Annotated in this window: 25 protein-coding genes and 1 pseudogene; 24 read left to right on the top strand and 2 right to left on the bottom strand. The window is 42.8% G+C overall.

The features are described 5' to 3' along the window. The first annotated feature begins 54 nt into the window (after window positions 1-54). The 17 genes from EDD57_RS04045 to EDD57_RS03965 all read left to right on the top strand — a co-directional run bounded on the left by EDD57_RS04045 (window position 55) and on the right by EDD57_RS03965 (window position 16,489). Window positions 55-1,488, top strand: a complete 1,434-nt coding sequence (locus EDD57_RS04045) for a helicase-related protein (RefSeq protein ID WP_243649432.1) — start codon at window positions 55-57, stop codon at window positions 1,486-1,488. Then, the gene (locus tag EDD57_RS04040; protein WP_131848202.1) at window positions 1,485-2,222 is read left to right on the top strand and encodes a ComF family protein; all 738 of its coding nucleotides are present in this window, start codon (window positions 1,485-1,487) and stop codon (window positions 2,220-2,222) included. The genes EDD57_RS04045 and EDD57_RS04040 overlap by 4 nt, the downstream gene beginning before the upstream one ends. A gap of 56 nt (window positions 2,223-2,278) precedes the next feature. Further along, window positions 2,279-2,554 carry an HU family DNA-binding protein gene (locus EDD57_RS04035; protein ID WP_072331384.1) on the top strand — a complete coding sequence of 92 codons (276 nt, stop codon included), beginning with the start codon at window positions 2,279-2,281 and terminating at the stop codon, window positions 2,552-2,554. Window positions 2,555-2,751: 197 nt separating this feature from the next. Next, window positions 2,752-2,949 carry a cold shock domain-containing protein gene (locus EDD57_RS04030; RefSeq protein WP_072331382.1) on the top strand — a complete coding sequence of 66 codons (198 nt, stop codon included), beginning with the start codon at window positions 2,752-2,754 and terminating at the stop codon, window positions 2,947-2,949. Window positions 2,950-3,052: 103 nt separating this feature from the next. After that, window positions 3,053-3,973 carry a GNAT family N-acetyltransferase gene (locus tag EDD57_RS04025; protein WP_131848201.1) on the top strand — a complete coding sequence of 307 codons (921 nt, stop codon included), beginning with the start codon at window positions 3,053-3,055 and terminating at the stop codon, window positions 3,971-3,973. Between the two features lie 89 nt (window positions 3,974-4,062). After that, window positions 4,063-4,650, top strand: coding sequence for a ribosome hibernation-promoting factor, HPF/YfiA family (gene hpf / locus EDD57_RS04020; RefSeq protein WP_131848200.1), 588 nt, complete (start codon window positions 4,063-4,065; stop codon window positions 4,648-4,650). 184 nt (window positions 4,651-4,834) lie between these two features. Continuing rightward, window positions 4,835-5,899: a non-hydrolyzing UDP-N-acetylglucosamine 2-epimerase gene (gene wecB, locus EDD57_RS04015; RefSeq protein ID WP_131848199.1), complete on the top strand. Its 1,065-nt coding sequence runs from the start codon at window positions 4,835-4,837 to the stop codon at window positions 5,897-5,899. Window positions 5,900-5,945: 46 nt separating this feature from the next. Continuing rightward, window positions 5,946-7,172 carry a glycosyltransferase family 4 protein gene (locus EDD57_RS04010; protein ID WP_131848198.1) on the top strand — a complete coding sequence of 409 codons (1,227 nt, stop codon included), beginning with the start codon at window positions 5,946-5,948 and terminating at the stop codon, window positions 7,170-7,172. Between the two features lie 213 nt (window positions 7,173-7,385). Further along, window positions 7,386-9,926, top strand: a complete 2,541-nt coding sequence (gene secA, locus EDD57_RS04005) for a preprotein translocase subunit SecA (RefSeq protein ID WP_131848197.1) — start codon at window positions 7,386-7,388, stop codon at window positions 9,924-9,926. Between the two features lie 149 nt (window positions 9,927-10,075). Next, window positions 10,076-11,177 (top strand): peptide chain release factor 2 gene (gene prfB, locus EDD57_RS04000; protein WP_131848196.1). Its coding sequence is split into 2 segments (ribosomal slippage): window positions 10,076-10,147 and window positions 10,149-11,177, totalling 1,101 coding nucleotides; the frame shifts between segments, so codons are not numbered across the junction. Between the two features lie 262 nt (window positions 11,178-11,439). Further along, on the top strand, window positions 11,440-12,228 hold the full coding sequence (locus EDD57_RS03995; RefSeq protein ID WP_131848195.1) for an enoyl-CoA hydratase/isomerase family protein: 789 nt from the start codon (window positions 11,440-11,442) through the stop codon (window positions 12,226-12,228). A gap of 20 nt (window positions 12,229-12,248) precedes the next feature. Continuing rightward, on the top strand, window positions 12,249-13,076 hold the full coding sequence (locus EDD57_RS03990) for a hypothetical protein (RefSeq protein ID WP_131848194.1): 828 nt from the start codon (window positions 12,249-12,251) through the stop codon (window positions 13,074-13,076). A 268-nt stretch (window positions 13,077-13,344) separates the two neighbouring features. Next, window positions 13,345-14,034 carry a TerC family protein gene (locus EDD57_RS03985; RefSeq protein WP_131848193.1) on the top strand — a complete coding sequence of 230 codons (690 nt, stop codon included), beginning with the start codon at window positions 13,345-13,347 and terminating at the stop codon, window positions 14,032-14,034. A gap of 49 nt (window positions 14,035-14,083) precedes the next feature. Then, window positions 14,084-14,317 carry a hypothetical protein gene (locus tag EDD57_RS03980; RefSeq protein ID WP_131848192.1) on the top strand — a complete coding sequence of 78 codons (234 nt, stop codon included), beginning with the start codon at window positions 14,084-14,086 and terminating at the stop codon, window positions 14,315-14,317. 14 nt (window positions 14,318-14,331) lie between these two features. Next, window positions 14,332-15,573 carry a glutathionylspermidine synthase family protein gene (locus EDD57_RS03975; RefSeq protein ID WP_131848191.1) on the top strand — a complete coding sequence of 414 codons (1,242 nt, stop codon included), beginning with the start codon at window positions 14,332-14,334 and terminating at the stop codon, window positions 15,571-15,573. 15 nt (window positions 15,574-15,588) lie between these two features. Continuing rightward, the gene (locus EDD57_RS03970; RefSeq protein ID WP_131848190.1) at window positions 15,589-16,023 is read left to right on the top strand and encodes a DUF350 domain-containing protein; all 435 of its coding nucleotides are present in this window, start codon (window positions 15,589-15,591) and stop codon (window positions 16,021-16,023) included. A 13-nt stretch (window positions 16,024-16,036) separates the two neighbouring features. Beyond that, window positions 16,037-16,489: a hypothetical protein gene (locus EDD57_RS03965; protein ID WP_131848189.1), complete on the top strand. Its 453-nt coding sequence runs from the start codon at window positions 16,037-16,039 to the stop codon at window positions 16,487-16,489. Here EDD57_RS03965 and EDD57_RS03960 read toward each other — a convergent pair. After that, on the bottom strand, window positions 16,477-17,355 hold the full coding sequence (locus EDD57_RS03960; protein WP_131848188.1) for a polysaccharide deacetylase family protein: 879 nt from the start codon (window positions 17,353-17,355) through the stop codon (window positions 16,477-16,479). The genes EDD57_RS03965 and EDD57_RS03960 overlap by 13 nt on opposite strands. After that, a complete protein-coding gene (gene corA, locus EDD57_RS03955) occupies window positions 17,348-18,304 on the bottom strand; it encodes a magnesium/cobalt transporter CorA (RefSeq protein WP_131848187.1) in 957 nt (318 codons plus the stop codon). The genes EDD57_RS03960 and corA overlap by 8 nt, the downstream gene beginning before the upstream one ends. Before the next feature lie 429 nt (window positions 18,305-18,733). Between corA and ftsE the strand changes: the two genes are divergently transcribed. The 7 genes and pseudogenes from ftsE to EDD57_RS03920 all read left to right on the top strand — a co-directional run. Then, window positions 18,734-19,420 carry a cell division ATP-binding protein FtsE gene (ftsE, locus tag EDD57_RS03950; protein ID WP_093292740.1) on the top strand — a complete coding sequence of 229 codons (687 nt, stop codon included), beginning with the start codon at window positions 18,734-18,736 and terminating at the stop codon, window positions 19,418-19,420. Then, a complete protein-coding gene (ftsX, locus tag EDD57_RS03945) occupies window positions 19,410-20,306 on the top strand; it encodes a permease-like cell division protein FtsX (protein WP_131848186.1) in 897 nt (298 codons plus the stop codon). Before ftsE ends, ftsX begins: the two co-directional genes overlap by 11 nt. A gap of 20 nt (window positions 20,307-20,326) precedes the next feature. Continuing rightward, window positions 20,327-21,358 (top strand): murein hydrolase activator EnvC family protein, encoded by a 1,032-nt coding sequence (locus EDD57_RS03940; RefSeq protein WP_131848185.1) that lies wholly within the window; start codon window positions 20,327-20,329, stop codon window positions 21,356-21,358. Window positions 21,359-21,427: 69 nt separating this feature from the next. Beyond that, window positions 21,428-22,513, top strand: coding sequence for a M23 family metallopeptidase (locus EDD57_RS03935; protein WP_165873659.1), 1,086 nt, complete (start codon window positions 21,428-21,430; stop codon window positions 22,511-22,513). 69 nt (window positions 22,514-22,582) lie between these two features. After that, complete coding sequence (locus tag EDD57_RS03930) at window positions 22,583-23,641, top strand: murein hydrolase activator EnvC family protein (RefSeq protein WP_165873658.1); 1,059 nt, start codon at window positions 22,583-22,585, stop codon at window positions 23,639-23,641. A 139-nt stretch (window positions 23,642-23,780) separates the two neighbouring features. Continuing rightward, complete coding sequence (locus tag EDD57_RS03925) at window positions 23,781-24,890, top strand: murein hydrolase activator EnvC family protein (protein ID WP_131848182.1); 1,110 nt, start codon at window positions 23,781-23,783, stop codon at window positions 24,888-24,890. Between the two features lie 278 nt (window positions 24,891-25,168). Continuing rightward, a pseudogene (locus EDD57_RS03920) lies at window positions 25,169-25,880 on the top strand (LLM class flavin-dependent oxidoreductase); the annotation flags it as partial. Window positions 25,881-25,990: the final 110 nt, after the last annotated feature.

Genomic DNA, 25,990 nt, shown 5'->3' with positions numbered 1-25,990 from the left:
TCCGTGTGCGGGTCTGGTTTTTTTGGGGGTTGTGGGGTGACGTGATAAGTGAATATGAAGCAAGAAAGCGAATCTGTGTATTCGTTTTGGGAGGGGCGTCTGCTACTCGATCCGGAAGTGGAACGATTTCGAACACTTCATTTTCCACAGCAATCAGAGGATGAGTGGCGCGAAATGATTCAGCGATGGAAGGAGAAGAACTGGCTTTCTGTGTTTCCAGCTGTGCAGCTTCGGGACGGGAGATGGAAGTGTCTTCGTTGCGGTGCAGATCAAGCGTTTATCTTCTTCACCCCTTGTGGGAGGTGTGAACGGGATACGTGTGCCAGTTGCAAACACTGCCTACTACTTGGACGAGCAAGAAGTTGTCAGTATCTGTACCAGTTTGTTCGAGAAGAACGAGACAGGGAGCAGATTCCGAGAGTGGTCAAGCCTCTTTCGATTGGATTAACAGCGAAGCAGTCGGCCGCTATGCAGGAATTATCTGCTTATGTGAAACAACATGTGCCTTCCGTCCTGTTTTGGGCTGTTACAGGAGCAGGTAAGACAGAGACGATGATTCCGGTGATCGAACCGTTAATTCGTCAAGGGAAGTCGGTACTATGGTGTACGCCTAGGCAAGATGTGGTGAAGGAATTAGCCCCACGGTTGAAACGGTTTTTTCCAGGTGGGATTGTCTCGGAACATTATGCCGGAAGCTCAGATAAAGGGATGTTAAGCCCGCTGGTGATTGCCACGGCACATCAGACGATTCGAATGGCTCATCTCTTTGATCTAGTCATCGTGGACGAAGCGGATGCTTTTCCGCTAGAGGGGAATCGGGCGTTAGAACATTCGATTCGAAGATCCAAAAGAACGGGTGGCACGATGATTCTATTAACCGCTACGCCTACGGATTCATGGATTCGTAAGATGAGGAAAGGGGTATTACCTACCGTATTGCTGCCATGTAGGTTTCATGGTAAACCGATTCCGTGCCCGATTTGGAAAAGAGAGACGGCCCTGTGGAGACAGATCCAATCTCATCAGATGAATCGAACGGTGCAACGAATCATGGATGAGATTACGAGTACAGATGGACAAGCATTGTGGTTTGTACCCCGCATCGAGGATGTAAGGGTGGTAGCGGAGTGGTTAAAAAAACAATTCCCTCGTGATGAGGGAAAAGTGGATTTTGTATCCAGTACGGACGAAAATCGAACGAGAAAAATGTTGCGATTTCGGGATGGAAGTATTCATCATCTCGTAGCTACTACTATTTTAGAGCGTGGTATTACCGTCCCGCAATGTAGCGTGATTGTGCTTCGTGCAGATCACCCTGTATATGATCGGGCTTCTTTGGTCCAAATGGCAGGTAGGGTTGGAAGAAGTTTGCAATACCAAGCAGGAAAAGTGTGGTTTATATCAAATCATAAAACAGAAGATATTTGCCAAGCGATTCGGGAGATACAACTCTTAAATCGAGAGGCTTGCAAGGAGTTTCGCGGATGAGGAGTTGGTGGTCGAAAATATTTGGTGATTCGTCTGCATCCTGTTGGTTTTGTCAGTCCCCTCGTCCTAGGGTGATAGGCGATCATGTTTGGGAACAGTTATGTGCAGGTTGTATGGAGAAACGCAAGATTTTAGCATACCCACAATGCAAGGTTTGTGGGAAACCGAGTTCGATCGATGATTCTTTTTGCTACGATTGCCAGCGGACTCCTGAGTATGAACGGGTTGTAAATATTAGCTGTGTCGAGTATAACCATTGGGCGCGCTTAGTTGTTCAGCAATGGAAGTATCGGGGTGATGAGCGACTATCGAGACCGATGGGGCTTTGGATGGCTTCTTTGATCAAGCAACGTTTTTTATCTAGGGATCGCTTTTTGATTACATATGTTCCCTGCCATCGTAATCGAGTATATGAACGAGGGTTTGATCAAGCAAAACAGCTAGCTCATATCATCGGTGCACAATTACATGTTCCTGTAATGGATTTGTTAGTTCGGCAGAGTTACCAAGATCAGCAACAAAGTAAACGAAGTCGAGAGCAAAGGCTTCAAGCACTTGTGGGCGCTTTTTCTTACCAAGGGAAACAGATGGATGTATCCGGTCAATCTGTTCTTTTAGTCGATGATGTGTATACAACTGGATCCACTGTGAGAGAGTGCGCAAAGCTCTTGCGAAGGGCTAACTTTCAGCCTGTTGCGTGTACATTTGCAAGAGCGAATTCCGAATATGTATAAAGCGAGTAGGTTTTGGAAAGACAGATGAATAAGAAAAAATGAGGAGAGTGTAAGGTATGAATAAATCAGAATTAGTGGAACGTGTAGCAGAGTCTACTGGAAAATCAAAAAAAGAAGCAAGTGCTGTAGTGGACTCTGTGCTACAAGCCATTGCTGAAGCCCTCGTAAGTGGAGATAAAGTGACGTTAGTCGGCTTTGGAAACTTTGAAGTGAAAGAACGCGCTGCTCGTATGGGCCGCAATCCACAGACAGGTGAAGAAATTCAGATTGAAGCGAGCAAGGTTCCTGCTTTTAAACCTGGCAAACAACTAAAAGATGCCGTGAATGTATAGTTTCGTCTATAAGACACTTCCTCGCGGGGGTGCCTTATTTTTTTCTCCTATACGCGAGTTTGCACGGGCTTTGGACAACGTACGGTGGAGAGTATATACTCATGTTAACTTGACATGATGAAAGTTCTGGTGATATAGTTTAATCGCAAAGATGTAACTCTTCTGCAATATTTTTTAACCAAGAAGGAAGTGTTTTCATGCAAGGCAAAGTAAAATGGTTTAACGCTGATAAAGGCTACGGCTTCATCGAGCGCGAAGGCGGAGACGACGTATTCGTACATTTCACCGCAATTCAAACCGACGGATTCAAAACCCTTGAAGAAGGTCAAACAGTAGAATTCGAAATCGTTGATGGCCCACGTGGACCTCAAGCAGCAAACGTAGTAAGAGCTTAATTGGCTTTTTCGAGGACTTCTTCAAGTCTAATACTAAGCTAGTCCAACTCCCTATGCCTATTGGCTAGGGAGTTTTCTATTATCTAGGGAAAGGGCATAGCAAATGAATCTTACATGGAAAAGAGCGTCTGAGTTATCAATTGATCAACTCCTCCAAGTCTGGAATCAAAGCTTTGAAGGTTATTTTGTAGATATGACGATGACAGCTAGCCAATTACAAGCTAGATGCGTACGAGATCAAATTTCGTTGGAACATTCGATCGTGGGCTATGTGAAGTCGGAGCCAGTAGGGCTGGTACTAAATGCTTTTCAGATCATCAAAAGTCAGAAGATTGCATGGAATGGCGGTACTGCGGTCATGCCAACATATCGGAATCAGAAGCTAGGCCGTCTCTTTATGGAGAAGGTCTTCGAAATCTATCAGGAACAAGGCGTCCAGACCGCGTATTTGGAGGCATTTGCAGAGAATAAGCCTGCTATCAGGCTCTATGAGAACATGGGCTATCAAGTAGTGGACCGCCTTCATTTTTACAGCCTCCGGGTAGAAGGATCTTGGACAGGGTCTACTTGGGACCTGCTGGATTGGGCAGTTCGGTCTGTGAGTCCAAAAGAAGTGAGTGAGCTTTCTTTTTACCAGCATTTCGCTCCTTGGCAAACACAGTGGGATCACATCCCGGAAGCAAAAGGAATCGTCCTTGAACATACTGGGCACGGCCCTGTTGCGTATGCTCTTTATCGATTGGTACGAGATGAAGAGAAAGCTCAAACAGTTGTAACTCTTTATCAAGTGGGATTTGCTACTGATTTTCAAACGCACCCTAAGGCAAGTGAACAACTCATTCATCATCTATTTGCTGCGTATCAGGATTCATCTTTACTTTATACAACGGTCAATTTATCAGAGAAAAATCAGGTGTTCCTTCAAGCATTAGAGCAATATGGCTTTACGAAGTCCATGGAACAAGTTTCGATGAAGAGAGACTTGTTCCATGGACTTCGTTTTTCTCAAGTCTTTTTGGGATAATTTAACTTCCTTTTTTCGTAAATATTTAGGAGGAATTTTTTCTGTAAAAGGGTAATAGATAGATATAAAGCGGAAGGAGGATTCAATTTATGGATTATATCGTCCGTGGCAATAATGTTGTGGTGACGGATGCACTAAGAGAGTACGTCGAAAAGCGTTTAGCAAAACTGGAGCGTTACCTCATAAGTAATGATACTTCTGAGGCGCATGTATCGTTAACCGTACAAGGCAACAAAGATCAGCACAAGGTGGAAGTAACGATTCCGTTTCCAGGGTTACTTCTTCGAGCCGAAGATCAGGGTGAGGATATGTATGCATCCATTGATCTGGTGGTAGAGAAGCTAGAACGTCAGGTTCGTAAGTACAAGACCCGAATTCATCGCAAAGCCCGTCAGGAAGGTAGTCTCCGTTCGCAATATATGGAAGAAGCTTTAGCCGCCTATTCAGCTGTAGCAGCAACAGCAGTGGAAGAAGATTGGGATGCTAGTGCAGTCTCGGATGTCGAGATTGTCCGCACGAAGCGTTTTCAGTTTAAGCCAATGGGTATGGACGAAGCCGTGTTACAGATGGACATGCTAAGTCACAACTTCTTTGTCTTTGAAAATGCAGAGACAGATGAGGTAAATGTGGTTTATCGCAGAAAAGATGGTAAGTATGGACTCATTACTCCGGAGTAGGATGCTGGATAATGAATTGATGATATAAAAGAATGAATGGTAAAACAGACGAAAGGCTAATGGGTTGTACTCATTAGCCTTTCGTCTGTTTTATGTCAGATTAGTCTGGATGGTTTAGAGTGGAATGGGTTCTGTGTTAAGATAGGCATCATACACTATGCTCTAGGTCGTTGGAGGAATGATGATGAAGGTAGTAACAGTGGTAGGAGCTCGTCCGCAATTTGTAAAAGCAGCTCCTGTCTCACGAGCAATCCGTGCGCGTGGACAAGAAGTTCTTGTACACACGGGACAACATTATGATCAATCGATGTCGGATATTTTCTTTGAAGAACTGCAAATTCCTCATCCTGAATACCATTTGCATGTCGGTTCGAAATCGCATGGTGCACAAACAGGGGAGATGTTAACAAGAGTCGAAGAAGTGTTGATGAAAGAGAAACCGGACGCACTTCTCGTATATGGAGATACCAATTCCACTCTGGCAGGAGCGCTTGCCGCGGCAAAGCTACATATCCCAGTAGCACATGTAGAAGCGGGACTTAGAAGCTTTAACCGTCGCATGCCGGAAGAGATAAACCGAGTACTTACGGACCATGTATCTCGTTGGTTATTTTGTCCGACTGAGACGGCTGTGAGGCACCTATCCTCTGAAGGAGTGACCGAAGGGATTTCTCTCGTAGGGGATGTCATGCTAGATGTGGTGAATTTTAATCGGAAGTTAGCAGAGGAACGATCTCATATACTAAGTGAGTTAGCGATTACTCCTAAATCGTATCTATTGGTTACCTTGCATCGTGCCGAAAATACAGATGACCCGGCTCGTCTGGGAGCGATCGTGTCAGCACTGAACGAGCTTACGATGACGGCGATTCTCCCGCTACATCCACGTACAGTTGGAAAGTTAGAGCAGTTCGGCTTACAGATTACCAATCCGAACGTGCGAGTCATTCCGCCTGTGGGTTACTTGGATATGTTGCAGTTAGAGGTGCATGCGAGCAAGATTTTAACCGATTCGGGTGGCGTACAAAAGGAAGCGTTTTTTGCACAAGTTCCTTGTATTACGATGCGCGATGAAACCGAATGGACGGAGACAGTAGAGCTTGGAACTAATGTATTAGTTGGAGCCAATTCGGCACAGATTTTAGAGATGGTAGAGCAGTTCACGGTAGACTTCTCAGAGGTACCGGCTGCATTTGGAGATGGGACAACCGCTACGCAAATCGTGGATATCTTAGAAAAAGAACTGTGATGAGAGACGAGAATGATTTCGTTATTACAAGGAAGTGTGAAGAGCGATGAAGATTTGGTTGGCGAATCATTATGCTGTTCCCCCTAATATAGCAGGGATTACAAGGCACTATGAGCTAGCGAAAGAATGGGCGGAAGAAGAGGGAGCAGAGGTGGATCTGTGGATGTCTCGTTTTGTTCACCCGCGTCGTAGTTGGGTAACAGAAGAAGAGAAACAAGCGATCCCTCCTGTAAAAGGTTTGTGCTTAAACTGGTTATGGTCGTTTCCGCATAAGGTAAACGATTTTCGTCGAATGATTAATATGGCCAGCTTTGCGGTTGTATTTTTCTTGCAGGGCTTATTTAAGAAGCGCCCGGATGTGTTGATCGCTTCCTCGCCGCATCTCTTTTTGGCCTTTTCCGGCTGGATGTTAGCGGCACTAAAGCGAGTTCCGTTTGTGTTTGAAGTCCGGGATTTGTGGCCCGATTCTTTGATCAAGATGGGCGGGCTTAACAATAAACATATTATTCGAATCTTGACTTGGATGGAAAATCATCTGTATCAAAAAGCGGACCAGATTATCGTTCTGACTGAGCATCAACGTACGTTTATCATGGATCGGGGAATTGATCCATGCAAGATTGAACTGATTCCTAATGGAGTGATACTCGGCTCATGGGAGCCTACTCCGGAGACACGAGATGAGTTTCGCAAGCGGATGGGAATTCCGGAAGATGAGTTTTTGGCGGTCTATACGGGAGCACACGGACCCGCAAATGCTTTGGAGTACGTAGTACGCGCTGGAGAACATCTCGAACCAGGAACGTCGATTGTATTGATCGGGGATGGGCCTGAAAAAGAGAAATTGGTTCGCCTCCGTGAGGAATTAGGGTTAACGAATGTGCATCTACTAGATCCTGTTGCGAAGTCGGAAATCTTTGATTACACGTATGCGGCCGATTGTGGCATCATTTCTCTAGCTGATAACGAGGTGTTTCGCGGTGCGCGTCCCAATAAATTGTTTGACTATACCTTCTTAGGAAAACCCATCGTATCCACGGTAGATGGGGAAGTTCGCGAGATTGTAGAGAAGAACGAAGTAGGGATTTTTGCTGGTGCGGAGAATCCGGAAGGGCTAGCAACTGCTATTGGTCAGGTACGGCAATATTCGAAGGAGCGAAAGGCACAGATTGCCGCAAACGGTCTTGATTATATCGACCGTGAAGGGGATCGTAAGAAGCTGGCTCATGCGTTTTACTTGCGTTTGAAAAAATTGGTATCGAAAGAGAAATAAGAGTGATTCGTACTAGGGCCATGGTGGGGATTCATAGGGAGAAAGGGGAGTTGAACATTTTTCGGCATCTGTTCTCTCTATTGAATCATCCGGATGGTTTTCTTTCTATTTGCTGTTTGTTAAAGGATTAAAGTGAAAAACGGTATGTTATTTGATAGAATAAATAATAGTATGTTGAAAACGGTATGAGACTACCTCTTGGAGGGTGTTTAAATGATTAAAGCGCTGAAGAAGTTTTTAGATCCGACTGAACGACAGTTGAAAAAGTATTTTCAGCTTGCTAAGCAGGTTGATGAGCTGGAAGAACAGATGATTGCATTAAGTGATGAAGCATTGCAAGCAAAGACGGCAGAATTCCAGAAACGTCATCAAGACGGGGAAACGTTAGATGATCTTTTGATAGAAGCGTTTGCTGTTATGCGTGAAGCAGGGAAACGTGTGCTAGGCATGCGTCACTTCGAAGTGCAATTAATCGGTGGAATGGTGATTCACAACGGTGATATCGCAGAGATGAAGACAGGGGAAGGGAAAACCTTAGTGTCTACTCTACCTGCGTATCTTAATGCGATTTCAGGCAAAGGGGTTCATATCATTACCGTGAACGATTACTTGGCCCAACGTGATAAAGAGTGGATGGGGCAAGTGTTTGAGTTCCTAGGATTAACAGTTGGACTTAATTTGCCATTTATGTCCCCAGAAGAGAAGCGAGAGGCGTATGCCGCTGATATCACATTTGGTACGAACAATGAGTTTGGCTTCGACTATCTGCGTGACAACATGGTTTCGGATGTGGATAGTTTATCGCAACGCGAATTAAATTTCGCAATTGTCGATGAGGTTGACAGTATTTTAGTCGACGAAGCTCGTACTCCGCTTATTATTAGTGGACAAGCGGCGAAAGCGACTGATTTGTATTATACTGCGGACCAAATTATCAAACGCCTTCGTGATGAAGAAGATTATTCGATGGATATTAAAACGAAGCAAGTGGCATTAACGGATGATGGGGTTAAGAAAGTCGAGTCTTTCTTAGGTGTTGACAACTTGTTTGACATGAAACACATTACCTTAAACCACCATGTTCAACAGGCGTTAAAAGCCCATGTGATCATGAAACGTGACCAAGATTACGTTGTTACTGAAGAGGGCGAAGTGGTCATCGTTGACGAATTCACAGGGCGTTTGATGCAAGGTCGCCGTTATAGTGATGGCTTACATCAAGCGATTGAGGCGAAAGAGGGCCTAGAAGTACAGAGAGAGAGCATGACTCTAGCAACGATTACCCTCCAAAACTATTTCCGGATGTACGATAAATTGGGCGGTATGACGGGTACTGCGAAGACGGAGGAAGAGGAGTTCCGCAAGATTTACAACATGGATGTTATCCAAATTCCTACGAACCGTCCAATGATCCGTGATGATAGAAATGATGTTCTTTATAAGACAGAAGAAGCTAAGTTCCGTGCTGTTGTTGAGGAAATTGCACTGAGCCACCAAACAGGACGTCCTGTACTGGTGGGAACGGTATCGATTGAGAACTCCGAGAAGCTTTCCCGTCTACTAAAGAAACGTGGTATCGCGCATCAAGTACTTAACGCGAAAAACCATGCGCAAGAGGCTGAGATTGTGGCACAAGCAGGTCAAATGGGCGCTGTTACCATTGCGACCAATATGGCGGGCCGTGGTACCGACATCAAGCTAGGCGAAGGTGTAAGTGAGTTGGGTGGCCTTCATATTATTGGTACAGAACGTCATGAAAGCCGTCGGATTGATAACCAGCTCCGCGGTCGTTCAGGGCGTCAGGGAGATCCAGGTACCTCTCAATTCTTCCTTTCATTCTCTGATGACTTAATGCGCCGTTTCGGTTCGGAGCGAATCGAAGGTTTGATGAATCGTCTGGGAATGGATGAAGATCAACCGATTGAAGGTGGCATGTTTAGCCGTGCTGTAGAGAATGCTCAGAAGAAGGTTGAAGGAAATAACTTCGATACACGTCGTTGGGTTCTTCAATACGATGATGTGATGAACCAACAACGGGGAATTATCTACACACAACGGAAAGATATTTTAACTTCGACTGATCTACAAGATGTTGTGCTTAACATGATTAAGGCTGATATTGAGCGGGTTGTTAGTATCCATACAGCCGATAGTGATGAGGAAGAATGGGATCTAGATGCAATTGTCGACTATGCCCATAGTAACTTGCTTCCAGATGATACATTAGATGATGACGATCTCGAGCATAAAACGGCACAAGAAATCATGGATATTCTTACTGAAGAGGCTGAGAAATTCTATAAGCAACGTGTCGAAGAAATCGGTCATGATCGTTTCCAAGAGTTTTCAAAAGTGGTGATCCTGCGCACAGTAGACCGCAAATGGATGGATCATATTGATGCGATGGAACAATTGCGTCAAGGGATTCACCTTCGTGCCTATGGCCAAGATAACCCACTTCGTAGCTATCAAATGGAAGGCTTCGCCATGTTTGAAGCCCTCACCGCTGAGATTCAAGAAGAAGTAGCGAAGTATATGATGAAAACTGTCATTGAAGAAGACGAAGTAATTGAAGTAGAGCCAAACGAAATCGTCGTAAATGCGCAAGCAGTCTCTGGCGACGACACCGAACGCTCCCAGCAAGCCAAAAAGAAACGCCCTGTCCGCAACATGGAAAAAACAGGCCGTAACGACCTCTGCCCATGTGGAAGCGGCAAGAAATACAAACAGTGCTGTATGAAAAAGCCACAGTAACTTATAACCAACCAACAAGAGAAAAGGTAGCCACCGTGCTACCTTTTCCCTATCTTATTGGAGTCATGGGTTTTCTTGCTTATATACGTTATAATGGGAATACATGCCCCAGAACAAACTAATCGACACAACCATAAGAGGTGAGAGCTTTGGATCTATCAGAAATCCGACACGAGCTCCAGAATACAGCCAAACGACTGGCGGACATTCGGGGGTCTCTTTGACTTAGACCAGAAAAAAGCAAGACTACAAGAACTAGAAACACAAATGACAGACCCTACATTTTGGAACGACCAGCAAGCCGCTCAAAAAGTAATCGATGAGATGAAATCATTGAAGGAACAAGTGGAGCAAATCACATCCCTCGATGAAGCGCTTGAAGAACAAAATATGATGTTGGAATTAATTGTAGAAGAGCAAGACGAAGACTTGTTAGAAGAACAGAAGAAGGCAGTTAAGCAACTTGTCAAAGATGTCGATACCTTTGAACTTCACATGATGCTGAGCGAGCCATATGACCGAAATTCGGCCATCTTGGAGTTACATCCGGGAGCGGGTGGCACAGAGTCTCAGGATTGGGCTGAGATGCTATTACGTATGTACACACGATGGTCTGAACGAAATGGATATAAAGTGGAAACCCTCGATTATCTGCCTGGAGATGAGGCAGGAGTGAAAAGTGTTACCTTACTCATCAAAGGGGTAAACGCATACGGTTATCTAAAAGCAGAAAAAGGTGTCCATCGCTTAGTACGGATTAGTCCGTTCGACTCTTCTGGACGTCGTCATACCTCTTTTGCTTCTTGTAATGTAATGCCTGAGGTAGATAATGATATTGAAATCGAGATTCGCACAGAAGATCTCAAGATTGACACTTATCGCTCGAGTGGGGCAGGTGGTCAGCACGTAAATACAACGGACTCCGCTGTTCGGATCACGCATGTTCCTACCAACGTGGTGGTAACTTGTCAATCGGAACGCTCGCAAATTAAGAACCGTGAACGAGCGATGAAGATCCTGAAAGCGCGTTTATATGAAAGACAGCTAGAAGAGCAACAAAAAGAGATGAATGCTATAAAGGGGGAGCAAGCAGAGATCGGATGGGGAAGCCAAATTCGTTCTTATGTATTCCACCCCTACAGCATGGTAAAAGATCATCGTACCTCGGTGGAGATGGGGAATGTCCAAGCTGTCATGGATGGAGAAATTACCTCCTTTATCGAAGGATACCTACGTAGCAAAATGAAATAATGTTAACTTACGCAAAGCGACCGATTTACAATTCGGTCGCTTTGATTTCATTTCTCCCAGTGAAATGTTACAATATAGGAGGTTCACAGTAGTGGGACAGATGAAAACATTTTCCAATTTTTATATTTTTATGAATGAATAGTTCGTTTTGTATAATTCAGCAGGAGAATATTGCTCTTTCTTGAACTAATTGAAAGAACCCTTGTTTGAAAGCGATGAATCAAGCATGATAGGTAAAGACGGAGAAGGGTGGATTTATATGATGGAAACATATAAACATTTATTGGTAGAGCAATCAGATGGTGTGGTAATGGTCACCTTAAATCGTCCGAAAGTATTAAATGCACTTAATGTGGAATTGTTAGAGGAGTTAGACCAGATTGTTACGTGGATTCAGCAAGAAGAGTCCGTTCGCGCAGTCATTATAACCGGTGCAGGCGAGAAAGCTTTTGTAGCGGGTGCAGATATTACTGAGCTACGTCAAATCGAGACATCGATTGAAGCGGAGCAGAAAGCTTTACGTGGGCAAGCTATCTTCCAAAAAATAGAGGATCTCACAAAGCCGGTTATCATGGCAATTAATGGATTTGCTCTAGGTGGAGGTTGCGAACTTGCTATGTGTGGAGATATGATACTAGCATCAGATCAAGCTTCATTTGGACAACCAGAGATTAATCTAGGTGTAATCCCAGGCTATGGGGGCACGCAACGTCTTGCTCGTGCGATTGGACGTAATCATGCCAAATATCTCTGTATGACGGGAGAGCGTATTTCTGCGCAAGAAGCGTATCAATTAGGGCTTGTACAGAAAGTTGTACCTGCTGACCAATTAATGGATGAAGCGAAGCGTCTAGCTGGCCAGTTATCGAAACAGGCTCCGCTGGCACTTCATTTTATAAAGAAAGCCATTCATAATGGTGTGGAAGTAGACCTCAAGAATGGTTTGCGTATGGAGGCCTCCTATTTCGGACTCACTTTCCACTCGCAGGACCGGATGGAAGGGATGGATGCGTTTATCGAAAAACGTCGTCCTCATTTTAAAGGAAATTAATGATCAATGGAGGTTTCGTTATGTCTTTTCTTAACGGACCAATGCTTTGGGTTGGTCTTGGCGTAATCATAATTGTTATTATCGTTGGAGTTAGTATCATCATTGGGAAAAAGCGTGCCAAGGAATTGGAAGAGCTGAATCAATTTTTCCCAGAAGATGAGCAGTTCGAAACATCAAGCATATCGGTGGAAAAAGTGCGTCGAAGCACCCGTAGACGCGAACGGAAACTCCAACAAGCACAGTACTTATCAGAGACAGAGCAAGAAGACGAGGAGCAGGAAGAATTTACTAACAAAGATCATGTACCATCCTCGTTAATTGAACATAAACTAGTAAGGAAAAAAGAAGTAGATAAAGCAGAATTTGGCCAGCCATCTTCTTGGAGAAGTCGAAGAGAGCAACATGCACAAAACACCCTCCTGGAAGATGACAGGAAAGAGAATATACAGAATGATCATCATGAAGAAGAATTTCTAACACAAACTCAACCATTTGCACGTCGCCGTTTTGCTAGAAAAGAACCTACTTCTGCCCATTCTGTTGTGAAACCGGAGCTAGGGCTGGATCAGGATCAAGATCAATCGTCTTCTACTCATTCCAAAGCGATTACGAGACGACTGTATAAGCAAAATCTGCTAGGCGTAGATTCTACCGAGGAAGATACAGGTTTAGATTCCTCTATGCAGGTCCCGGTGGTAGAAGCGATGGAGACAGTGAAAATGGCCCTGGTTGCTCCAGAACGTTCTCAAAGTAAGGAACTACAAGAGCCAAGTGCTACTCGGGAAAAAGTAAACCCCGAAGGGTTTCAAGATAGAAAAAGAGCTAATAAGAAAAAGCGTTTGTACTAATAGAATTTCGTGTCATGTTTTACAAGAATTACACATTGACAGCATTTTGATTGCTCGATTATGATTGAAGTAACAAAAAACCTTATATGTACGTTATAAAGGGGAGTAGCTGTTACAGCAAAGTCGTCATTACGGGAGAATTCCCCGGCTTTGTTGGCAACGTAACCGTTGTTAGCAAGACCTTTATCCTATTTGGAATTTTTCCTTGTAGGATAAAGGTCTTTTCTCGTGGGTACGTAATTTTAATTAAAAAAAGGAGAAGGTTCATATGGATTTCTTTACAACTGAGTTTCTAACAGCACTTATATCTATTGTGATTATTGACCTCGTATTAGCAGGGGATAATGCAATTGTCATTGGTTTAGCAGCAAGAAACCTTCCAAAAGAGCAACAAAAAACGGTTATATTTTGGGGGACTGTAGGCGCAGTTGTCATGAGGATTGTAGCGACATCAGCAGTAGTATGGTTGCTTAAAATCCCGGGTCTACTATTAGTCGGTGGCGTTCTGTTGTTATGGATTGCATACAAGTTATTAGTGGACGGAAAAGGTCATGAGATTGAAGCCAAGAAAACGGTATTTCAAGCAATTCAAACAATTGTCATCGCAGATACAGTAATGGGCTTGGACAATGTAATAGCAGTGGCGGGTGTGGCTCACGGTGATTATCTACTAGTAATTTTAGGATTAGTTATTAGTATACCGATTATTGTTTGGGGAAGTACTATCTTCCTTCGTTTGATGGATCGTTTTCCATGGATCTTGTATGTGGGCGCTGGCGTAGTTGCTTGGACAGCTGGTGGGATGCTTACAGGAGAGAAATTTATGAAACCGTACTTCCCAGAAGGCTCTATGCGTGGCTACGGGGTTCAAGTATTAGCTGTACTTGGTGTTTTGGCTTGGGGATATCTTCAGAATCAGAAGAATAAAAAAGCATCGGATGGGGTACAAACCTCATAGTAGATTAGATAATAGTGGATTCGATGAATAAAATTATAGGGGGTGTAAGATGAAAAGCAGAACAGCCAAATTAGTAGGTCTGTTTGTTGCTTCTGTGGCAATGGTTCCGCTTTCTGGATGTAGTAGTGGGAGCGACTTGGAATTTTGTGATGATCAGAACGCAGATAAATTTTGTGATGATGATGGGAAGAGTACGTATAATCCCAACTCGTACCTGATTATGGATGGGAAAAAAGCAGGGTATGTAAAATATAATGATAGCTCTGTTTCGTCTGGTGGTTAGGGATGGAACGATAGATGAATAAATATATTCAAACACGAGAACAAATGTACCAGCCCATTCGGAAACAAGGTATTTTCACTTGGGATCTCACGCAAGGTCAAGAGTATGCATTAGGGCATTGTGAAACTGTAACAGAGTCGTTTGTCGATGAGATTCGGGAAGCAACTCAGCGAATCGGAGATCTCTACGGGCGGCTGACGCATTTTCTTCAGCAAGGTTCGGATCCATTACTTAGCGAGCTAGGGATTCCTCGTGCGGCCTTTCCGTTTTGCCGTACGACCCTCCCGCTTTCGTTTATTACCACAATTGGAAGGTTCGATTTTGCCTGTACTCCTCAAGGGGTTAAGATGATGGAGTTTAATAGCGATACACCAACTAGTGTGGTAGAGGCTTATTATGTGAATGAACAAGTTTGTCGTTTTTTTGGAATGGAGAATCCAAATCACGGCATGGAAGCTCATATCACCAGAGCCTTTCGGCAAACGGTAGCGGCCTATCAGGAATCCGGATACGGTGTAGACACAAAGGTGTTTACTTCGATTGGCGGACATGCAGAAGATGAGGGGACAGCGAAATTTCTCATGAGACATAGTGGGATTGGCGGACGCTATATCCCGCTCTCTCAAGTAGGAATTTCTCTGGATAACCATCAATTATGTTACCTAGATGAAGGAAATTGGAGTTCAATAGATGTATTGTATCGGTTACATGCAGGGGAATTTTTCGCTAATGACCAAACGGAACAAGGCTATCCCATTGGTGCGCACACCCTACAATTAGTAGCGGAAAAGCGACTTGCGATGATTAACCCGCCATCCGCATTTGTAGCTCAGACTAAGGCGCTCCAGGCACTCATATGGTCCTTGCATGAGCAAAATCAATTTTTTACCGCTGAAGAGCATGAAGTGATTGAGACTTACTTTTTACCTACTTATTTAGATAATGAATTTCGTGGTGAAAAGCCATATGTTAAAAAACCGATCTTAGGTCGGGAAGGTGGAGCAGTCACCTTATATTCAGCTGAAGATGAGATTATAGCCAAGGATGGAGAGGGCGAATATCAAGATCAGATGATGATCTATCAAGAGTTGGCTGAATTACCCACTATGGATGTAGAGACAATGAAAGGCTCCTATCGTGGGAAATTATTATGGGGTTGTTTTTATGTGGGAGGTCAAGCTTCTGCCTTGGTGACTCGCTTGGATCAGGAGATCACAGGCAATTTAGCTTACTACCTTCCATTTGGTTATAAATAAGGAGGTTATTTTGTTATGACGCAGTGGGAGGCATTTATTAATTTTTTAACTTATTTGGGGGTTTCGATCCCTATTTTAATCCTAGGGGTAGTCGTTTTTGCTGTAACGACGCCGTATCCAGAATTTCAGTTGCTCAAAGAAGCTTCTCAGATGGATGATGCAAGTAAGGTGGCAGCGGGTAAAGCAGCAGCTTATGATCTGAGTGGTAAGATTTTAGGGCTGACCATCGTATTAGCTTCTGCTATCTTAAGTTCCCAAAATCTAGTGGATTTCATCATTTGGGGTGTGATTGGTGTTGTCTTTCAGGTACTGGTATTCTATCTTTTCCATCTCATTACTCCCTTTAGCGTGATCAAAGAAATTCCCAAAGGAAATGTTCCCGTAGCGATCTTTTCTTCACGAATCAGCCTCATTAGTAGTTTAATCCTAGCGGCTTCTATCTACTATTAAGGAGAGTTTTCGAGTGCATTATTTGCAATATATTTTGGATGATTCAGATAAGAAATACCCTGTTATTGCCCACTATCCGAGAATTTCTAAGGAAGAGATCCTCCTCCGCTTTGCTTGTGATTACTGGGTGAAGGATCATAAAGTATATGAGCAGACATCGACAGAGATAGATGGGATAATTTATTCGATTTATGTACAGCACAATCTGGAGGAACAGGTTGTGGAGAAGGGGATTGTATTTGAGCCCAATTGGCGAGGTGTAAAATTAGAATTTCGGCACTTCCACCCAGATTGGACTCAATATCCGGTTTTACAAGAACAGAAGCATTCCTCTACGCAGGATGTGTTGCTATCTTTGTTAGCAGAATTGCATTTGATTCAAGGGCGTTGTTGGCAAAAGCAGTCGACAGAAGTGGATGAAAACCGAAAAAAATATGTGATCTATGTCATCCCTTATGAAGATTGAGCAGGAATGTACTGATCCATTTTTACAAAGCGATATCCTTGCTTTTTTAGAAGGGGAATCGCTTCTTTTACGCCTTCTGCTGTGTCGCCTTTCGGTTGGTTCATATGTAATAGGATGATGGACCCAGGTTTAGCTTGTAACACCGCATTTTTTACTTGTACTTGATTGAAAGTTGCGCCAGCGTCTCCTGTAATGTGGAATCCGGCGATCTGCTCACCCAACTGTTTGGCTACCTGAACGGCGATATCATCGTAATAAGCAGTGCCTGCACGGAAGAATCGAGGTGCTTTCCCTATCGTTTTTTCAATGAGGCGATGATTGACGATCACTTCTTGGATGATGGCATCGAGATTTTTTGTTCCTTGAATTCCATAAACAGAACGTCCATTTATAGAAAGTGGACGATGTTCAGAGCCGTGATTTTCAATCTCAAATAATGGATTATTGGCTAGTTGCTTGGTTAGTTCTGGATGGGACTCGATCCAACGGGCATTTAAAAAGAGAGTGGCTGGGATTTGATTTTCTTGCAAAAATTGAATTAGTTCCGCATCATAGCCATCTCCGTGCTTGCCACCGCATGCATCAAAAGTGAGTGCGATTACTTTTTCGTTAGTGGGAAGCTTGGAGATGATCCCAGACATTTTCTCGCCCCACTGAGTAGGGGTAGCGTTTTGAAATTGGGATCGGATTGCTTTGATTTGGTTTTCGTCGGAAGTGGTCTGATCTTTTGGGCTGGTTTGAGCATCTGCCTTCTTTGGTTCCGATGGCTCAGTAGGACTTGTCTGTTTCGATTGACATGCAGTCACGATCATAGAGCAGACAGCGACAGTCATGACAAGAGTTGCTATTTTCTTCGATTTATTCATCAAACCATCCTTTTTTCTTAAATAATAGGTACATAGCAGAACCTAAAAGGGCCATTACACCCAGAACGAGAAAATAACCATACTGCCATTTGAGCTCAGGCATGTTTTGGAAGTTCATGCCATAGATCCCGACAATAAAGGTTAAGGGCATAAAAATGGTTGTAATGACAGTTAGGGTCATCATAACGGTATTCATGCGGTTTGAGTTAATCGATAGATAGTTATCCCGAATGTCTGAAGTGATCTCTCTACTAGCTTCAATCATGCCGGTAAGCTTTACTAGATGATCATGGATATCTTGGTAATGTCTACGTTCTTCCTCATTATGGTTTAGTTTTTCGGAGTGAATCATACGATCGATCAATTCCCGCATAGGAACGGCAAAGTGGCGGATATGGGATAGTTTTCTTCGTACCACAAACAATTCGTCCATCAACGTTTGAATTTGATAGGAACGAGACGACTTACTTTCTAAGCGGTTTAATTGTTCTTCTATATTTTCTAGATGCGGAAAACTAGCATCTACCATTTTATCGATAATCTTATATAAAATCCATTTTGGATCTTTTCGTGGCGTTTCTTGATTCGATGCGAGATTGTCCCATATTTCATCGATCTCGACATGCGGCAAAGTATGGAACGTTACCAGCATAGTGGAACTTAAGAAGGCACCGATTTCATGGGATTTTAATGTTTTGTGATAGAGTCCACTCATGACATAGAATTGATAGTGATCATAATAGTCTACTTTAGGGCGTTGCTTTAAATGTAGACAATCCTCGATAGCTAAAGGATGAAAGCCAAATGTTTGTAAGGAATCACGTTCTTCTATAGTAGGTTTTGAGAAGTCAATCCAGTACCATTTCAAGTCAATTCTCGCTAAAATATCATCGATCGGTGCATCTAACACGAGTCTATCTTCCTTAGTGATAACCATCGTTCGGATCAAGATTTCTCATCCTTTCTGGTCTTAAAGTGGTAATAATATCTACATTTTTGTCATTGATTCATAGGAAAATGTATGTAAAGATAGATGATAACTTAATGAAGAAGTTAGAAAAAGAGAGAGTGATAGTTGATAGAATAGCCCCAATATGGATTAAAGGTTATTCCAGTTATTGGTAGAATGATTATCTAAATACTAGTTTTAGAGAGGTTCTTTGGAGTATATTTTCTCCATTTGGCTGGTATTTATGTAATTTTCGGTGTCTGATCTATCATGATTTTGAAAAATGTTGTCCGAGAAAGCAAGCAGATGGATGCTATAATAGGAGTGTTGTTGATCAAAATCCTATTAAGTTAGTAGGAATACATACGTGAAAACGGTAATGGTAGAGATAGGAATTCAAATAAGTTATTAACGTAAGAAGGTGATTCTGTGATTGAAATGCATGATGTGTGGAAGGTATATCCAAATGGAATCGAAGCTCTTCGTGGTGTGAACATCACAATTGATACGGGTGAGTTTGTTTATGTGGTGGGTCCGAGTGGAGCTGGTAAAAGTTCTTTTATCAAGTTGATGTATCGGGAAGAAAAACCTACTTCGGGTGTTGTTTTGATTAACGGAGTAAATGTAAAGCGCGTTCGTGACTGGAAAATCCCTCATTTGCGCAGAAAAATTGGAGTTGTATTCCAAGATTATAAGTTATTACCACATATGTCAGCTTATGATAATGTGGCCTTTGCTCTGGAAGCGGTTGAAGTCCCAACGAAACAGATTCAGCCAAGAGTAGAGGAAGCGCTGGAGCTTGTGGGTCTGTCTGATCGTATGAAGGCTCTACCTTCGCAGTTATCAGGTGGAGAACAGCAACGGGTATCGATTGCGAGAGCGATCGTCAACAATCCAGGATTTATTATTGCGGACGAGCCTACTGGTAACCTAGACCCGGAAAACTCATGGGATATCATGTATTTGCTAGAAGAGATTAATATGCGTGGCACGACTGTTGTAATGGCTACTCACAACAAAGAAATTGTGAACACGATGCGTCAACGTGTCATTGCGATTGAACAAGGCATCGTGGTTCGTGATGAAATAGGAGGCGAATACGGTTATGAAGATTGATACCCTACGTCGCCATTTTCGTGAAGCGTACCGAGGGATTGTAAAGAACTCTTGGATGAGCTTTGCAGCTGTGGGTGCGGTTGCTGTAACGTTGATGATCTTTGGTGTGTTTGTGATCTTTGCGGTTAACTTAGGAAGCATTACCGATGAAGTTGGGGACAACGTATCGATGAATGTGGTCCTAAAGGAAGAGGTTACGAAAGAGCAGGCTACTGCGTTAACGACCAAAATCAAAGGATTACCGAATGTGAATGAGGCTCGCTTTATTTCGAAAGATGAGGGAGTCGATGAAGTTAAGAAGAACTTGAAAGATGCTGATTTTACACGTGTTCTCCAAAAAGGGGAAAACAACTTCTTGCCAAACTTGATCAAGGTGACACCGAAAAATGTCTCTGTATCCAAGCAGGTAGAGGATGCGGTTAAAGGCCTTGAAGGGGTTGAAGGTGTAAAGAATAGCAGTACAGCAAAAGAACTTCTTGATTCTGTTTTGCTGTTTAAAAATATCATTCTTGTATTTGGGGTTGCACTCGCTGTTTTAGCTGCCTTTTTGATCTCGAATACGATTAAACTGACCATTATTGCACGGAGACGTGAAATTGAGGTGCAACGTTTGGTAGGGGCTAGTAACTGGTTTATCCGTTGGCCGTTTTTTATTGAAGGAGGCTTTATCGGATTTGTTGGTTCGGTTCTTCCAATTGGGGTTCTACTCCTTGTGTATCAAGGCTTTGTGAAGATGATAAGTGGTGGTTCCAAAAATGCAAACCTATTACAAATGGTAGGCTTTGGTGATATGGCCATGTACTTAACTGGTTCGATACTTGGAATCGGAATTTTTATTGGAGTATTTGGTTCGGTCTTATCTATCCGTCGCTTCTTGAAAATCTAAGGTGGGGGGAATAGAACATTTTGGGCAATAAACGTTTAGTAGCGGTAGCTGTTGTTTGTGTTTCCGTGATGAGTACGCTCGGTAGTCCTGTGCTTGCAGAGAAGTCCAAAAATGAACAGACCAAACTAGAAAGTGAAAAGAAGACGCTAGAAGAAGAGGCTCGAAAGCAAGATCAAGAGGTACAGCAATTGGAGCAGAAGCTTGACGATCATTACAAACAGATGACCGAGCAGGCTTCTCTATTAGCTGGAACGGAATACAAGCTAGAGCTTCAAGAGAAAAAGGTGAAGAACCTCCTACGCTCTATGTATACAGAAAACTATCTGTACCCACTCACACAACTTTTCGATGCTAACAATTTAAATGATTTTATAGAGCGGTACGATTTTACGATGTTCTTCTTAAATGAGCAGCAACGGGCGGTAGAAGAGCTGAAAGAGACGAAACAGGTAGCTCAAGAAAAGAAAAAAAAGCTAGCTGATTTAGGTGAGAAGCAGGATCAGGTATTAAAAGAAACGCAGCAAAAGCAAGACGAACTAGAGAAGAAGATAGCTCAATTGGGTAAAGATATCCGCACGTTGAAAGAGACAGAGGATCAAACGGAGCTGAATGAGCAGGATCGTACGTTGATCGCCCCTCACGATAAGGTTGCCAAAGGTTCAGGACAATACACGTGGCCTGTTGGAGGCGGTGGGACGATTACGGATACATTTGGTACTCGTGGTGGTAGTCATAAGGGCTTAGATATTGCTGCACCTCCGAAAACTCCGATTCTAGCCGCAGATAGCGGAGTGGTCTCGATGGTTTCAAGCGGTGGCGGGTATGGTAACTGTATTATCATCAGTCATGGTGGAGGGATACAGACTCGTTACGCCCATATTTCCTCCGGAACGATCCTCGTGAAGCCAGGGCAAAGCGTTTCTAGGGGACAACAGATTGCAGGTGTTGGAAATACAGGAAACGTAAGAGGAGCACGTGGTGGATATCACTTACATTTTGAAGTGATGATAAATGGCGTTGCGACAAACCCATCGAGGTATATATCGAGATAGTATTTAGAGGGTTAAGAAGTTTTGGTATTGTAAGATTCTCCTTTTATCGATATGGGAGGGACATCTCTTTTGAGGAAACAGTTATGGATCGCTTTGTCTTCTGCTTCTGTTCTCATCGCATCGATCCTATGTTCAGTTCAGGTATCTGCTGAAAATGCTAGTAAGATACAAGAAAAATTTAAAGATGCTCAAGATGAAAAAAATAAACTCCAATCTCAAATTGATGTGAAGGATACGGAGTTAAAAGAGTTTGAACAAAAGATGAAGCAAATCGAGGGGAAAATTGGTGAGATTCAAAAGGATATTACCCCGATTGAAGACAAGTTCAATCAGGAAACAACTGTATTAAACAAGATGGAATCTCAGTATGCTGATTTGGTATCGAACATGTATGAAGAAGGGTTTTTTTCACCACTTGCTATGCTTCTACAATCAAAAGGCTTTGATGAATTTATAGCGAATCTGGATACGGTTAAATTGATTGCGGATCGAAAGTATGACCTCGTTAACAAGATCAAAGAGGGTCGAAACCAAGTCAAGAAACAAAGAGATGAGCTAGTTGCTAGGCAAAACCTGCAACAACAGGAAGTCGATAAAGCAAAAAAGCTTTATTTAGAGCTAGTAGAAGCGAAAAAGAAAGATGATAGTGCTTTAGCAGAAGCAAATAAGATCATTGAGCAGTATTCAGAAGAAATGATCGATGTAAATAAAGCACTGATTGCGAGCGGTAAATTAAATTTCTCTTATACAGGTCCGATGAAGAGCCCGATTAATGCGAGCATGACTTCTCCATTTGGATTGCGGAAACATCCGATCTACGGCAGATATATCATGCACCAAGGCGTCGATTATCCGAGTCCTACGGGGACTCCAATCTATGCAGCCGCAGATGGAGTGGTCGTTTCGAGTAGAGCATCTGGCGGATATGGATGGTTGCTAACGATCTATCACGGTCATAAGAGTGGAGTTCCGATCTACTCTCGATATGCCCATAGTTACCCAAATCAGATTAAAGTTAGAGTGGGAGAACATGTGATGAAGGGTCAGCAAGTGACTTCCGTAGGTGCAAATGGCCAGGTAACAGGTGCCCATCTTCACTTCGAGGTATATGCAGGTGAAAATAATGCAGTAAATCCAACGAGTTATCTTCAATGATGAAAGACCATTCCCCTTTTCTTGAGAGAGATAGAATAGAGAAGCAACATGAAAGGGAGAGGAGCCCAAATGAAGAAACAGATTATAATGGGGACATTTTCACTAAGTCTTGTCTTTTCACCGTTTGCTGTGCAGGATATCTATGCAGCTAAGACTGATCCTGCGACGAAGTTGGATAAGATCCAAAAGGAGAAAGATAAGGCGACGAATGAATTGAAGGATGCTTCCAAAAGTATGGAAGAGAAAGAAAAGGAACTGAAGTCTCTAGAGAAAGACATTGAGAAATTGGATGAAGAATTAAACAATTTAAATAAGAACATCCAATTAGAAGAGCAGAAGATGAATAAGTCTAAAGAATCATTGCAAGGACAGGTTCGTCAGATGTACGAATCAGGAGAATATAGCTTCTTTAAACAATTACTCTCCTCTGCAGACTTTGCTAACTTCTTTGAAAAGATAGATCAGACTCGTTTGGTACTAGATGCACAAAACGATCAAATTAAACGCTACCTTGCTTCGAAGAAAAAATTAGAGAGCCAGCAGGATGAGATGAAAGTCAAGCTAGAAGCACAAAAGCCGTTACTCGCAGAAGCAGAGAAGAAGTATGAAGAGTTAGTCAAGGAACAAGAGAAGTTAAAGAAAGATGTAAAGCAATTAGAAGCAGATGAAGAGGTTGCCAAGGATGAAATCGCAGAGAAGAATAAACAAGTTCAACAAGCAACCCAATTTTATGATGGCCCAGCTGGTTCAGGTGAACTTGGTTGGCCAATGAAAAACCACAGAGTGTCTTCGGGGTTTGGTCCGCGTGGTGGTCGTATGCACGAAGGAATTGACTTCCCTGTCCCAGTAGGAACACCGATCTATGCAGCCGATTCTGGGAGAGTGGTATTAGTTAAATCCAATCCAGGTGGATACGGGAACTATGTAGTCATTGCCCATGGGAACAATTTATCTACTTTGTATGCACATATGAAACGTTCAGGAATTAATGTAAGCGTAGGTCAAACCGTGCAAAAAGGTCAATTGATTGCTTACTCAGGAAATGAAGGTCGTTCTACTGGTCCGCATTTACATTTTGAGGTTCATAAAGGTTCTACTCCTGTAAATCCATTAAACTATCTTAAATGATAGAGATATGTTTGTGATATAAAATTTGAACCATCTTGTTATTGGACGAAAATAGTAGATTCACTAACAAGATGGTTCAAACTTTTTACTTTTAGTAGATTCATTTTCATATACCTAAACGATAGGAGATCCAACATCTATGCGTATGTGGAAGCGTTTATTCTTCGCGGTGCTTGTACTACAGGTAGCGATCATACCAGCTGTTACAGCTTATGCAGGGTCACCAACGGATACGAAGAAGAAAGTAGATGACCTTACTAATAAGAAAAAAGAAGAACAGGTCAAGTTAAATGATATGAATGGACAAATGACTCAGCTTGAGTCCGAAGTTGCTGGATATCAAAAAGAGATGGACGAGCTAGGTCAGACATATCAAGCTGTCGAGAAGGATTTGTTGAAAGCCAGAGAGCAAGAGGCAGCGGCTATGAAGAAAGTAATAGCGGCTACGAAAGGTTTATATGAAGAAGGATATTTAGATAGTCCATTAGCGAATCTATTGCAATCGGATGGGTTTAACGAGTTCGCAGAACAATTTGACCTATTAAAATCAGTGATGGGCTTTATGGTGGAAGACTTTCAACACTACAAAAAAGCAACAGATCAAGTGGACCAACAGAGAAAAAAGCTTTCAGGGATTCAAAATGAATTAGGGGAAAAAATGAAGAAGATTGCTCTGGCCCAAAATCAATTGCGTGAGAAACAGAAGGCTAGTCAAACGAAAGTAGATGGATACGATCAAGAATTAGAGCATTATGAAGATGAGATCATTGATATTAATCAAGACTTATTAAAGAGTGGCAAGTTAAACTTCCCTTTTACAGGTCCGATGAGTTTGCCGTGTGATTGTACGAAGGTGAATTCTGAATTTGGAGTGCGAATCCATCCGGTTACGAAGAAACGGAGTAGGCATGATGGTTTGGATTTAGATGCCTCCTATGGAGCGGCAGTAAATGCAGTGGCAGATGGAGTTGTGGTGGCTAGTAAGCCTTCTAGTGGATACGGTTGGCTGATTGTAATCTATCATGGCCATAAAGATGGAAAAGCGATCTATAGTGCATATGCTCATAGTTTTTCTCAGCAAGTTATCACGAAGCTGATTGGGGACCCTGTTAAGAGAGGCGAGCGTATTTCCTCAGTGGGGAATAACGGTGTTGGAACAGGCCCTCATCTGCATTTCGAAGTAAGAGTAGGCAATGTAAATAAGGAAGGTGCTGTGAATCCACGCTCGTGGTTGCCGCCTCTCCAATAAGAACTAGAAAAAACGGCTATTACATTTATATGTAACAGTCGTTTTTCTATATAACCTGAATGGTCTGTAAATGGTAAGATAGCTCAAGAAGGAGGCGAACTTAGATGGCCCTGACTGAAGCGGTCAAAATAACTTCAAATCCGCAAGTATGGGATGATATAGTAGCCGTCATCCAATCCACTTTAGACTAATTAAGGAGCATTTCGAATGCTTCATATATGATTTACTCTTTTCGGACCGTTCAATCTATAATATAAACGATATAGGAGGTTATTAAGATGAATACACTTAGTCCTAAAATTTCGGTATTGGATCTTTCCCCTGTTTTAAAAGGTGGGACTCCAAGGGATTCATTTCGACATTCATTGGAACTCGCTCGTCATGCCGAACAGCTAGGCTATCATCGATATTGGTTTGCTGAGCATCATAACATGCCCGGGATTGCCAGTTCGGCCACCTCAGTCTTGATTGGCCATATAGCTGCCGGAACGCAAAAAATACGTGTAGGATCGGGAGGGATTATGCTACCTAACCATTCTCCATTAATTATTGCTGAACAGTTTGGAACGCTAGAATCGCTATTTCCGGGCCGTATTGACTTGGGCTTGGGAAGGAGCTTCGGGAAGCGATATACTTACTAATCGTGCAATCAGAGGAATCTCTGAGAGAAGCGGTGAGGATTTCCCAGAGATGGTAAACGAGTTACATGCTTATTTTCATCCCGAAGAAATAGGTGTTAATAAGGTTCGGGCTAATCCCGGAGAAGGTCTGGATGTTCCGATCTGGCTTCTAGGATCCGGTGGCTTTACTGCCCAGTTGGCAGGAAGGCTTGGTCTTCCCTTTGCGTTTGCCAGCCATTTTGCTCCGGACTATCTGCTCCCTGCGCTAGAGTTGTATCGGAGTGCTTTTATCCCTTCTAAAACATTGGATAAACCATATGTCATGGTAGGATTGTCAGCTACTGTAGCCGACTCATCTGAAGAAGCCCGTTTCTCGTTTTCTTCCCTAACAACATGTTTGTATTCCATTTTCAATTAACTAAATTTTTCGTGCTTTGGTGCTGAACTAATTGATATGTCTAGCTTAATTCAACTATATCA

The organism is Baia soyae, assembly GCF_004341445.1.
GTDB lineage: Bacteria > Bacillota > Bacilli > Thermoactinomycetales > Thermoactinomycetaceae > Baia > Baia soyae.
This window is presented reverse-complemented; position numbering and strand designations above follow the sequence as displayed.

Excerpts from the sequence above, each read along its gene's own strand:
- EDD57_RS04045 (WP_243649432.1), top strand. The coding sequence starts at position 55 with ATGAAGCAAGAAAGCGAATCTGTGTATTCGTTTTGGGAGGGGCGTCTG.
- EDD57_RS04040 (WP_131848202.1), top strand. The coding sequence starts at position 1,485 with ATGAGGAGTTGGTGGTCGAAAATATTTGGTGATTCGTCTGCATCCTGT.
- EDD57_RS04035 (WP_072331384.1), top strand. The coding sequence starts at position 2,279 with ATGAATAAATCAGAATTAGTGGAACGTGTAGCAGAGTCTACTGGAAAA.
- EDD57_RS04030 (WP_072331382.1), top strand. The coding sequence starts at position 2,752 with ATGCAAGGCAAAGTAAAATGGTTTAACGCTGATAAAGGCTACGGCTTC.
- EDD57_RS04025 (WP_131848201.1), top strand. The coding sequence starts at position 3,053 with ATGAATCTTACATGGAAAAGAGCGTCTGAGTTATCAATTGATCAACTC.
- hpf (WP_131848200.1), top strand. The coding sequence starts at position 4,063 with ATGGATTATATCGTCCGTGGCAATAATGTTGTGGTGACGGATGCACTA.
- wecB (WP_131848199.1), top strand. The coding sequence starts at position 4,835 with ATGAAGGTAGTAACAGTGGTAGGAGCTCGTCCGCAATTTGTAAAAGCA.
- EDD57_RS04010 (WP_131848198.1), top strand. The coding sequence starts at position 5,946 with ATGAAGATTTGGTTGGCGAATCATTATGCTGTTCCCCCTAATATAGCA.
- secA (WP_131848197.1), top strand. The coding sequence starts at position 7,386 with ATGATTAAAGCGCTGAAGAAGTTTTTAGATCCGACTGAACGACAGTTG.
- EDD57_RS03995 (WP_131848195.1), top strand. The coding sequence starts at position 11,440 with ATGGAAACATATAAACATTTATTGGTAGAGCAATCAGATGGTGTGGTA.
- EDD57_RS03990 (WP_131848194.1), top strand. The coding sequence starts at position 12,249 with ATGTCTTTTCTTAACGGACCAATGCTTTGGGTTGGTCTTGGCGTAATC.
- EDD57_RS03985 (WP_131848193.1), top strand. The coding sequence starts at position 13,345 with ATGGATTTCTTTACAACTGAGTTTCTAACAGCACTTATATCTATTGTG.
- EDD57_RS03980 (WP_131848192.1), top strand. The coding sequence starts at position 14,084 with ATGAAAAGCAGAACAGCCAAATTAGTAGGTCTGTTTGTTGCTTCTGTG.
- EDD57_RS03975 (WP_131848191.1), top strand. The coding sequence starts at position 14,332 with ATGAATAAATATATTCAAACACGAGAACAAATGTACCAGCCCATTCGG.
- EDD57_RS03970 (WP_131848190.1), top strand. The coding sequence starts at position 15,589 with ATGACGCAGTGGGAGGCATTTATTAATTTTTTAACTTATTTGGGGGTT.
- EDD57_RS03960 (WP_131848188.1), bottom strand. The coding sequence starts at position 17,355 with ATGAATAAATCGAAGAAAATAGCAACTCTTGTCATGACTGTCGCTGTC.
- ftsX (WP_131848186.1), top strand. The coding sequence starts at position 19,410 with ATGAAGATTGATACCCTACGTCGCCATTTTCGTGAAGCGTACCGAGGG.
- EDD57_RS03930 (WP_165873658.1), top strand. The coding sequence starts at position 22,583 with ATGAAGAAACAGATTATAATGGGGACATTTTCACTAAGTCTTGTCTTT.
- EDD57_RS03925 (WP_131848182.1), top strand. The coding sequence starts at position 23,781 with ATGCGTATGTGGAAGCGTTTATTCTTCGCGGTGCTTGTACTACAGGTA.